This window comes from Bartonella sp. AP88XZML (genome assembly GCF_042195565.1).
Lineage (GTDB): Bacteria > Pseudomonadota > Alphaproteobacteria > Rhizobiales > Rhizobiaceae > Bartonella.
In genome coordinates this window covers 1-10,221 of sequence record NZ_JBHIOQ010000096.1, presented here as the reverse complement: position 1 = coordinate 10,221, position 10,221 = coordinate 1, and the positions used below count along the sequence as shown (strand labels likewise).

General features: G+C 39.1%; 8 protein-coding genes and 1 pseudogene. All 9 read right to left on the bottom strand.

The window, feature by feature from the left end; genetic code table 11:
• Nucleotides 1-1,153, bottom strand: a 1,153-nt coding sequence (locus tag ACFIK2_RS08975) for an MFS transporter (RefSeq protein WP_375677197.1), incomplete at its 3' end; no start/stop codon positions are given.
• Nucleotides 1,140-2,105: a RimK family alpha-L-glutamate ligase gene (locus ACFIK2_RS08970; protein ID WP_375667556.1), complete on the bottom strand. Its 966-nt coding sequence runs from the start codon at nucleotides 2,103-2,105 to the stop codon at nucleotides 1,140-1,142. The genes ACFIK2_RS08970 and ACFIK2_RS08975, both read right to left, overlap by 14 nt.
• 263 nt (nucleotides 2,106-2,368) lie before the next feature.
• Nucleotides 2,369-3,523, bottom strand: a pseudogene (locus ACFIK2_RS08965) (aminotransferase class I/II-fold pyridoxal phosphate-dependent enzyme); the annotation flags it as partial.
• A 274-nt stretch (nucleotides 3,524-3,797) separates the two neighbouring features.
• Nucleotides 3,798-5,036 carry a DUF2087 domain-containing protein gene (locus tag ACFIK2_RS08960; protein ID WP_375677196.1) on the bottom strand — a complete coding sequence of 413 codons (1,239 nt, stop codon included), beginning with the start codon at nucleotides 5,034-5,036 and terminating at the stop codon, nucleotides 3,798-3,800.
• A 10-nt stretch (nucleotides 5,037-5,046) separates the two neighbouring features.
• Nucleotides 5,047-5,817 carry a hypothetical protein gene (locus ACFIK2_RS08955; RefSeq protein ID WP_375677195.1) on the bottom strand — a complete coding sequence of 257 codons (771 nt, stop codon included), beginning with the start codon at nucleotides 5,815-5,817 and terminating at the stop codon, nucleotides 5,047-5,049.
• A 113-nt stretch (nucleotides 5,818-5,930) separates the two neighbouring features.
• On the bottom strand, nucleotides 5,931-7,121 hold the full coding sequence (locus tag ACFIK2_RS08950) for an MFS transporter (RefSeq protein ID WP_375677194.1): 1,191 nt from the start codon (nucleotides 7,119-7,121) through the stop codon (nucleotides 5,931-5,933).
• Nucleotides 7,118-8,308, bottom strand: a complete 1,191-nt coding sequence (locus tag ACFIK2_RS08945; RefSeq protein WP_375677193.1) for a hypothetical protein — start codon at nucleotides 8,306-8,308, stop codon at nucleotides 7,118-7,120. Before ACFIK2_RS08945 ends, ACFIK2_RS08950 begins: the two co-directional genes overlap by 4 nt.
• 64 nt (nucleotides 8,309-8,372) lie before the next feature.
• Nucleotides 8,373-8,531, bottom strand: a complete 159-nt coding sequence (locus tag ACFIK2_RS08940) for a hypothetical protein (protein WP_375618735.1) — start codon at nucleotides 8,529-8,531, stop codon at nucleotides 8,373-8,375.
• 517 nt (nucleotides 8,532-9,048) lie between these two features.
• Complete coding sequence (locus tag ACFIK2_RS08935; RefSeq protein ID WP_375677192.1) at nucleotides 9,049-10,137, bottom strand: DUF3792 domain-containing protein; 1,089 nt, start codon at nucleotides 10,135-10,137, stop codon at nucleotides 9,049-9,051.
• Nucleotides 10,138-10,221: the final 84 nt, after the last annotated feature.

Here is a 10,221-nt window from a genome sequence, read left to right as displayed (position 1 = left end):
TTTTTTTAGTTTGCATGAGGCAAAGGCAAGAAGCAAAGGCGGAGATACCAACAATCATGCAAAAGGTGAAAGCGATGTGATTGTTGAAATGGCTGATGATCCATCCACTTGTCCATGAGCCGGCAGCTTGGCCAATATTTGAAATAACAAGAATATAACTAAAAAGAACACTGGCAGAGAGGGATGTAGTTGTTTTCCCTGCTTGATAGTATATTTCTGGAACCATGACAGATTCATAGACACTGTAGGCAATTAACGCAGTCACAGCGGTAAAGACGCCACCCATGAGGAAAAATGCAGCGAAACTTCCCATAAGCCATAATAGGTAGAAAGTTGATTTATCAGAAAGGCTGAGATGTTTATTGATTATTCCTTGCCAGATACAAATACTGATGCCAACAATTGAAAAGAAAATTCCACTATAAGGGGCGAGATTTCTGTCAAATTTACTGAGAAGTGTTGTGGTGGTGATGAAAATTCCCATGAGGAATGTACAAAGCAAAGCCGTGACCAGCAAATAAGCAATAGAACGATTATGTATTATTGTTTTTAAAGAAGAAAGAAAAGGATTCTTTATTTTTTTATTCTTTTCAAGAGATAATGTTTTATGTGGGTAATGATAAACAATTTGAATGGATAGAACACAAAGATACAAACCAATGAGTGCAAAAAAAAACATTAAGAAGGTCGATGCGTTGTATTTTATGGCACTTGTTGCAACAAGAGGGGCGATAACGACAGCAGCATTTTGAAAAAAAGAATAGAGAGTTAATGCGCGTTTAAGAGCATTTTCATTGAGATGTTCTGATAAAATTTCTCTCAAAAATGGCTTTGAAATTGCTTTCGAAAAAGCCATTAAGGTAAAAAAGATCAACCATGCAGAAGGTGTGAGCGATAGGATAATGCACACAAAAGCGCTACTCCTTAAAATAAAGGCGGTAGCCATTAAGAGTTTACGCGAAAATCTTTCTAATAAACCTGTTGTGGTTACCATGAGAATGCTTTCAAGGATTACTGATCCAGCGAGATAAAAAGCGACATTGGCAGCAGTTATGAGAGAAGAGTTTCCAAGCAAAGGGAGTACAAAGAAAAAGGAAAATTCAGAAAGAAAAACTGTGCTATAGATGAAAAAAGTTATTTTATTTTTGCCCATGGAATTTCCATAGAAGTGTCGTTAAATGATCAAATACATTTTGTTGTATCTCTTGAGGAAGTTTTGTCAGCCCTGTTTCTGCTGTGCACATTTCGTTGAAATAGTATCCTTCTTGATTTACCAGCCAGTCCACTGCAAGAATATTGTTTTTTGTTTTTTCTACGATGTTTTTAGAAATACCGAGCATTTCAGGATAGAATTTTTTCTTGCCATATGCGGTTATAAAAGCTGCTTCAGTAAGAATCGTATTTTTGCCGCCGCGTGCAACATTTCCAATATAACCGTCTCCTTGAGGTGTGCGAAATTTCACAAAACAGAGTTTTCCTGATATGAAGAAAAATCTTACATCCTGTGCATCCTTTACAAAAGGCATTAAAAAATATTCAGAAGAAGAAGTTGAAATCAGATTTCCTATACTCATTGCATGTTGTAATCCATCTGATTTAATGACACCAAATCCCATTCCTGAGCTAACGGGTTTGAAAATGAAAGATTTATATTCTGATGAAACAAAAGATGTGATTGTAGGTACTGTTTGTTTATGATAGCCACACATCGTGAATGGAAGCACTGGAGCTCCTAGCTTACGTGCTAATGCCATTTGTGCAATCTTATCCCACTCAAGATTTTCTATGCCATAAATGCATTCGTTAAGAAGGTGTGTACCACTTATCCTAAAATAATTTCTTAATGTGAGACTGATGGCTCTTGCTTGTGGGTTTAGATCTGCTTTGGATAAAATATATGCAGAATGATCTGGATTCAGTGGAATACCTTGATATAAAAAAATAAATTCATCTGCATGATTTGCTTTGATAAGGCAGTCTTCTAATTTTAAAAACTGGAATTTTATGCCTCTTTTATTAAACTCTTCTGTATATTCTGAATAGGAATATTCTATATCTTGTGCGTTGGCATATTCTTCTTGCGCAACAATCCAATAAAGTTCCATTGCTAAATCCTTTTCATGACGATATTTGATGGAGAGAAAATATTTTAATTATTTCATCGACTTTGAGAATGTATAAAGCCGCTAACGATTGATATTGGTGTTGAGTGCGTTTCTTTATTATTTTAGCCATGAGCTGATTAAAACGGTCTTGTGGTTTTAGTTGCGTTTGCATGATTTAGAAGAAATCTTTTCTATGTGTTGGTTTCAAAGCCATAGGCTTTAATTGTAATATTGCGGACGCATTTTTATAAGCTGTTATGATCTCAGTAAGCAGAGGAAAGCTCTGTCAATTCATTCATATTTGCTGCAAATGTTTCGAGGTCATGTTTAGTGTGTGCTGCTGATATCGCTACGCGAATAATGCTTTTCTTTTTAGCCACTGTTGGATACATTGCCGCTGTAACCAAAAAACCGCGCTTTCTTAAATTATATGAGGCACTTATCGCTTTGTCTTCAGCACCCATAAAGATAGATCTAATGGGACTTAGCGGTTCCTGTACCTCAATGTTGGAGACTCTTTGATCAAAATAAGAAATATTTTTATGCAGTTCACGTTGAAGTTGGTTAATTTCTTGTGAAAGATGAATATCTGCAGAAGCAAGGCAAGCTGCTATTCCTGGGAGAGAAGGTGGACCACTAAAAATATAATTAAGCGCATATTTCTTAATAAACGATGCAGCTTCTTTGTTGCTAAATGATGCTGAACCACCATGAGAGCCAAATGCTTTTGACAAAGAAGAAATTAAAATAAGATTCTCTTCGTATTTTTCTAATAAATGAAGTGTATAACCACAGCCGTTTTTTCCTATGATTGAGGTGCCATGTGCATCATCCGCATAATAATATCCACCGTAGAGTTTTGCTAATTGGGTTAATTTTTTAACGTCATTTGCTCCTCCCATAGAACCGAGAGAGTCAGATATCAAAACAGGCGTTCTATTTTGTAATTTATTTTCCTGTAGGGTTTTCTCTAGTGTTGCAATATCTTTAAATGGGATTCTTATATAATTTCCAAATTGTTCAAGTATACCACGTAAAATTTGCACTGATGCGTGCGTTTCTTTATCGATAATCCATACAACACCATTTGCTGTTATAGGATATCCTGGAAGTTCTCCTGAACCTAATATGGGCATAACTGCAAGATGGGTTGCACCTACGGAATTAAATATGACAGAGTGGGAATCAAGAAAAATGGTGTTTAGCTTTAACTCAAGCTCATCAAATAATATACATTTCGCACGCGTTCGTGCAGCTGCATATTGCACACCAAATCTCTCTACGGAAGACTTTACAGCATCACTTAACGCTGGATGACGTTCTAGCCCTAGATACGAACATGACATAAAATCAATATAAGTCTTTCCTGATTTAGCTACAATACCGCGCCCTGATGTTCGCGCAACAATCGTAAGATCATTGAGACCTTGATCCTATATCTTCTCCTGATGGTTTTGACTATTTCTAATCCTATTTGATAACCAATTGACATCTCGCACTCTTGTTCCTCCCCATTGCATCTCTTGCGAAGAGAGCACGCTAATCTCATCTCCATAGATTGTCAACATATGAAAGGGATGAATGATTTTGTAACCTTTTAATGAAATTATATTTTTTTAGTGGAAGGTTATTCATTCTCTTGAAATAGAGAAGAAAAACGATAGCGTTCGCTAATCATTTTTCAATTCTCTTTTAGCGCATGCGTTGATATTTGCCTCCATGGCGTTGTAAAAAACCTCTCTCAACAAGAGTGCGTCGTAATCGGGCAAAGTCTATCGTAAAGAGGTTGCATATCTTGGAAACTTCCGTTTCGCTATAGGTTTTTCCCATTTGAAAGGCTTCACCAATTTTTGATAGCATCTCTTCTGTTTCTAAATGGCGGTCGCTTAAATTTTCCCTATTCCGTTCATGTTTATTTTCTAGCATTTTCCACACTGTCTCTTCGGCTTGAAATCCTTCTGTTGTGTTGTGAATAAGTCCGAGATTCAAAAGGCGATTGATGGATTTGTGAATGTTTTTGGCATCTGAATCGACATGTTTGAGGATATCAGTAAGATTTTTTGCACCAAGGATGATGGTGGCATAAACAGCGCGCAGTGTCGGTGATGTCATGGCAGAGATCAGTGAATTGCGGGTATTGCGTTTGTAAAGGGTTTCTTTTCCCATGGGCAAAAGATCGTTGCGAATGGGAAGTTCATTGATTTCTATGAGTTCTGCTTGTAGTGATTGTGCGCGTACAATTTGTTCGGCTGGGGTGCGTTTGCGAATAATTCCCAGACCACCTTGGCGATATTTGTGGTTTTCGGGGAGTGTTAAAGCCTCATAGGAGCCATCAAGCCGATAGAGGAGTTCTTCCCAGATAGGGGTTCTAACACGTCGAACCCGTTGTTCGCCATTGAGAGCAATTGTTGTTATCATTGTTGGTTCATGCAAACAAAGATAACCACCAGGTGTGATATGTTCCCAAAGGGTTAGAACAAATCGTACATCATCTGCGGGGGTTCCTGCATCAATCCAAGCAAAATCTATTGGCGCCCAAGATTTGAGGGTGCTTTCATCAAGAGAGAAAAAATTTTCATTGATAAATGTTACAGTGTCTTTTTTAATGCTATCTTTAAGAAGTTCTTGCCATGCTTCTTCTGCTGATTGACCTTCTACTGTAAAATCATCAATTGTGATAAGCCGTGGTTCGTAATTCTCAAGGACTCCTGAAGGATCAAGCAACGCTGTGCGCTCTTCCCAAATGGCGGATTCTAAAAGCTTTTTATCTTGTTGCCATGATAATTTCGCTTTTTGAAGTGCTTTTGCGATAAAGCGCGTACTATCACCAGCACCGATTTCAATGACTGTGCGCGGTCTTGCCATTTGAATAAGCGTATGGATAAGTTGAGCACTATTTTCTGTTCCCATGCCAGGTCTTATCAGCTGCATCTTTTTATCCTTATAATGTGAGCAATCGTAGCATTCCTGCTTTTACAAGAAACTTTATTGAAGCCTCTAGCGGGTATTGAAGATGCATTGGTGTGGCAGCTTTCTGCAAGAGATGTTTTGTTTTTTCATGAAGCCGGATTGTGCGCCCATTAAGTTGATTAATGGCAAGAGTGCCAAGAGGAGAATCGATGATACGACATGTTGTCTCTCGTAAAAGAGCTGTTGCATCATTTTCTGAAAAGGCTTTTTGATCTGTTTCGATGAGACCGTGTCGTAGCAGTGATATCAAAAGACTTCCAGAGGCAAGAAGAGTACCATTGAGTTTGATTTCTTTTAAGGATTGGACAAGGCAGCCTTCACGAAGTGCTTCAAATATGGGAAAGTCGAATCCGCCAAATGTCGCTCCTTTTGTAGAAACAATGGTGATGGGTTGTATTTGCCGTTTGCCAATGAGTGCTGGTTTGTTTCTCGTTATCTGTACGTCCTTTGCCCATTGAACGCGTGATAAAGGATTGAGTTCACGTGGGTAGACAGCGAAAGAATTGATGGCTATAGGTGGTGTTGGTTTTTGCAATTCAAGTGTGTGGATGCTTTCATTCAAGTCATGTAGCATATAGTCTGCCAGTTGCCATACATAACCACCTGTTCTATTGTAAAAGTTTAAGCCTATAGGGTCTTGTTGCATGATGTTAAACTGTTTTCTTCTGCTTTGAAATATCAAGTTTTGGCAATGGTTGTTTGCTGGGGTTGTTTGTTCCTCCACACGAGAATGGTTTATCAAAATCACATTGCTTGGTATGGGGTTGCATGGGAGATACAATAATTTGATTAGGTGATGATTTTTATGCCATTTTTGGGCATGGTTTTTTTCGAGAGAAAAGATGGCAAAGTTTGCTAGGCATTATCCCATTCCTTTTTTTGCATAGCGCGGTTTAACGTAAAGCCTAATAGGCCTGCGATCATGGTGGCAATGCCAATGATAAATAGTGTGTATTGGGTGTGATGCACTTTTACAAAACCAGCTCCTAGAAAGCCAAGGCACACCGCTGTTTGTATGATGAAGATATAGGCGGGCATTTGGTTGTTTCGGTGTTCTTTCTGAATGGCTTTCATCATAAAACTTGCCATTAGAGCATTTTGTACGCCGTTTGCACCACCAAGGATGAAAAATGACAGCATCATTAACCATACAATGTGTGTGAGAGAAAAGCAGAAAATTGCTAAGCCAATGGTTGTGGCAGCCAGTGATGCACCAGCGGCATTGCCAAAGCGATGAAAAAGGCTGGAGAAACAGAGTGGACCAACCACGAGGCCTAGACTTATCATGCTTGTGATTACCCCATAGGTTTCAGCGCTTAAGTTGAGATCGGTACGAATGCGGACAATCGATAAGACGTTGAGAGCAGAGGTGAGGATGATGGTGATGATGAGGGGAGAAAGAGCATAGACAACATTTTTTTTACGCAAGAGCCCTCTTAAATCTAGTCCCTTTTTGGCTTGCTGTGTTGTGGTTGTTGGCATATGTATGTTTAAACTTTTAAAACAGAAGAGAGTGATAAAGGTTGCACAGAGAACCATGATAGATAGTGCAAAGAGCCCTTTTTGCCCGTTTGAGAGACCATATAGCACACCTCCTAACAGTGGTCCAGCAATATAGCCAAGATTACGGACTGTTTGGATAATGCGGTTGATACGGTCTAATTGCTGATCATTTTTTGCGAAGTCAGGTACGGCAACGAGGATAGCAGACCAAAACAGTGAACCTGCACAACCCAGTGCGAAAGAAAGAGCAATATAAAACCAAAACTGGTTGGCGATTGCAGCTGTGGCTATAAAGAGTGCTTCAAACAATAAAACAACAGTCACTGTGTGCGCTGGCTGGAAGCGGTGCAAAAGACGCGGAGCAATGGGACCTGCACAAATTCCTCCTATAAGCCCTGCAAAAAGCAGCATTGAAATGGAGGCTGTACTTTCTGCTAAGTGTAAAGCAAAAGTGACTTGAGCCGTTTCATCGGCAAAGCTGCTTAAGCCCAAAACAAGAAAAAGTCCTATTTGGGCGAAAATTATGGATTTTTTCTTTGTCACAATGCTCCCCAAGATGCTAAAGCTTTTACGGTTTTTAAAATTTCTTCCTGCGCATATCTGTAGGATTTATCATTTAATTTTGCTAGATCTAATTTTTTTCCTAATGAAAGTTGGGAAAGGAAGCTCTCTAAATGAGAGCTATACTCGAAATTGGCACAATGCCCATTTGCAGCGATGAGGAGTTCTTTTGTTTCTAGTAAGGGCACCCATTGGAGGGTCGCGAGTGGGCGCAGAGTGATTTCACTTTCAATTTCGGAAACGTCAATAAGGGGGCGCTTGACACATAAACGTGAACTTGTATCGCAAATTAATTGAGAAACAAGCATATGGCGTTTTAAGGTACCATGTGTGATGGCAGAGTTTAGTGCGGAGTGCTGAAAAGCATTATCAGGGTTTAAATTTGCTCTTCCTGATGTGCGGATATCATGTCGCGTTCGATCATCAAGATGGAGTAAATGCTTGACATAATCTCTATGGTGTTGTGCATCATGTGCTGTTTCCCAAAAAGCGACATTGATATTTACAGCAATCTTTTCTCCCGTTTCGGCAACATGGAAGGCATCATGAGGAAAATAGGCAACGCGGTCTGTCCGATTTTGCAGCGCAATTGCTGTTGTTTTATGTTGCTCATATTCAGGATATTTTAGCCCTTGGAGGTCTCTTCGTGTGCCAGGCCAAGCAAACATTGTTTTGCCATCCTGTAGAGTAAAACCAAAATTATGGGCGTGATCCACATGGACTCCAACATAGGTAGAAGAATATCGGCCGATGAAGCAGTCAATATCCACGCGTCCACCGGGTCTAAAACCTAAAGAATGTGCTAATTGATCTGCAAACTTTTTTGCTGCATCCCATAGTGCAGGGGTTGCAGCGTATAACCCATAATACATGACTGCCCATTCTTGCCCTTCGGCATATTGATCAACACGGGCAGTATACTCTTTTATAGTCCTATCCGTCTCTAAAACAAGAAAGTTTGGAAGAGGATGTGGGCTCCGCACGCCATTAACCACTGTTATGACTTCGGATTTAGGATTAGACGCTGAGAGTTTACAAGGATGTAGAGCGTATTGCCTTAGAGCGTCCAACACATCCCTTTCAGTGAAAGGGATGTGTGAAATTGACAATTCAGCTGCTTGCTTAGCCCAAATTTTTTGAGAAAAGCCCTCTGAAAATAACTGAAACATGCTATTAAATAAGCTTAATTTTTAAAGATGGATGGATAAGCAGATTTGCATCAACAATACATCATTAAACTTCCAGCGAATCATTCATATTAAGCTCATCAAGCTCACTTTGATAAATTTGAATATCGTTACGCTGTGCATACTTAGTAAGCATTGCAGTTGGCACAACTTCATCAGCAGCCAATTCAATAACATTTTTTACTTTATTAAGTGAAATATTCATATATTTACCCCCTTATAGTTGATAAAATACAGATAATTTAAATATAAAAAAACTACCAATTTCTTACACTTAGCATGGATTTATTTTTTGTCAAATGTCATGTTGTTTGAAAATATTTCTTATTCTTTTTGAAGTTATATCATTGTTTTTTTGAGGTGTTTTTTAGTAATATCATTGAAAAGGGTATACGCTTTTTTTCTTAACAACAAAGAGATGCATGATTTTTTTTGCTTCTTTCTTTGAAGGGATACACTGCATATAATGAAGAGCTCTCTACGTTCTTATAAAAAGATAGATTTTTTTCTTCGAGGATTTTTGATTTTTAAGGAAGATGAGCACAATATTCTCTCATCATTTGTGTATTTTGCTTTCAAGTTTGAATTTTAAAAAGCTTTGTCTGAATATTGTAAGGTCGTAAGTTGCCATTTATACAAAAAGCTTTTCACGCAGGTGTAATAAAAAGCTGCACCATGTGTGCAGCTTTTTATTGGTTTTATACTTTTTGAGCTATAAGTTTTTAAAGCATGAAAGTGTCCTTACGGCTTCTATAACCATAATAGCCAAAAACACTGGAAATAATGGCGCCTACCAGACTTCCTAAAAAGCCCCACCACCCCATATTGGAGGCTGTTTTTGTGGCTTTAGTTGCAGTGTTTTTTGCTGCCTTGATCGTATCCTCAAGATTGTCTGAGAGTGTTTCTGCCTGTTCTTCAAGGGCTTTGATGGCTTTTTCGGTCTTTTCTTCTGCGCTTTGATAGAGTTGAACAGCATGGTTGGCTGCTGTTTGTGCATCCGCACGGGACATGCCATCCTTCATAAGCGCGTTGATGATATCACTTCGATCAAATTTTGTCGTGAGATCTTCTACACGATCAGACAGGCGCTCACCAAGATTTTTTAAAGTGGTGCGATAGTAAGAAGGATCATTTTTGAAAGCTTTTATCGCAGAACCAATATCATTGAGTGCAGCTTGATAGGTTTGTTTCAAGCGATCAGGGTTGAGAGCAGGAATGTCGCTTTTATTGAGAAGGGTGCGCAATTCACTCCTAAGTTGGTCAAAATTGATATCATTGTCACTATTTTTTGCAAAAAACTGTTCAAGACTTTCACTATTTAATTTTGCAAGTATAGGGGAAATATTGTTTTTTAGGCTGTCAACGGTTTGTTGGACCATGGAGCTGTTTTCTAGAGCCGTTTTAGCTCCTATCTTTGCTGTACTAGAAACCACGTGGATGGCTTGGAGGGTCATCAGCAATGTTATGAGAGCCCAAGTGAGAAAGCCATGAAGAATCCCTGAGGATTCAGCAAAACGTCCAGCTACAAAGCCTCCCAAGGCTAGGCTAATCAGTGTAACGATAACGGAACCCACGCCAAAGGAGAGGAAAGAGCCTTCAAATGGGGATGAAGAAGTGAAATCCATTTGGCTTAAGCCTAAAGCTGCGACCAGAAAAGAGAGGCAGATTGAGGTGGCAAGAGCCGTCACCAGTCCCGCAAAGATTGCGGACCATGAAATGGGTGTGTGAAAGAGTGAATACTTTTCTTCTAGAGACGTTTCTCCTAGAAAATTCGTCTCAAATGGTGTGTTTTCAGGAATGCGAGTTTCCATGTTTTATCTCCTTGAATATGCTGGAGATACAATGCCTTTTTGCTAATTATGTTCCAAAAGGGATAAAGATATGCGCCAAAAGGA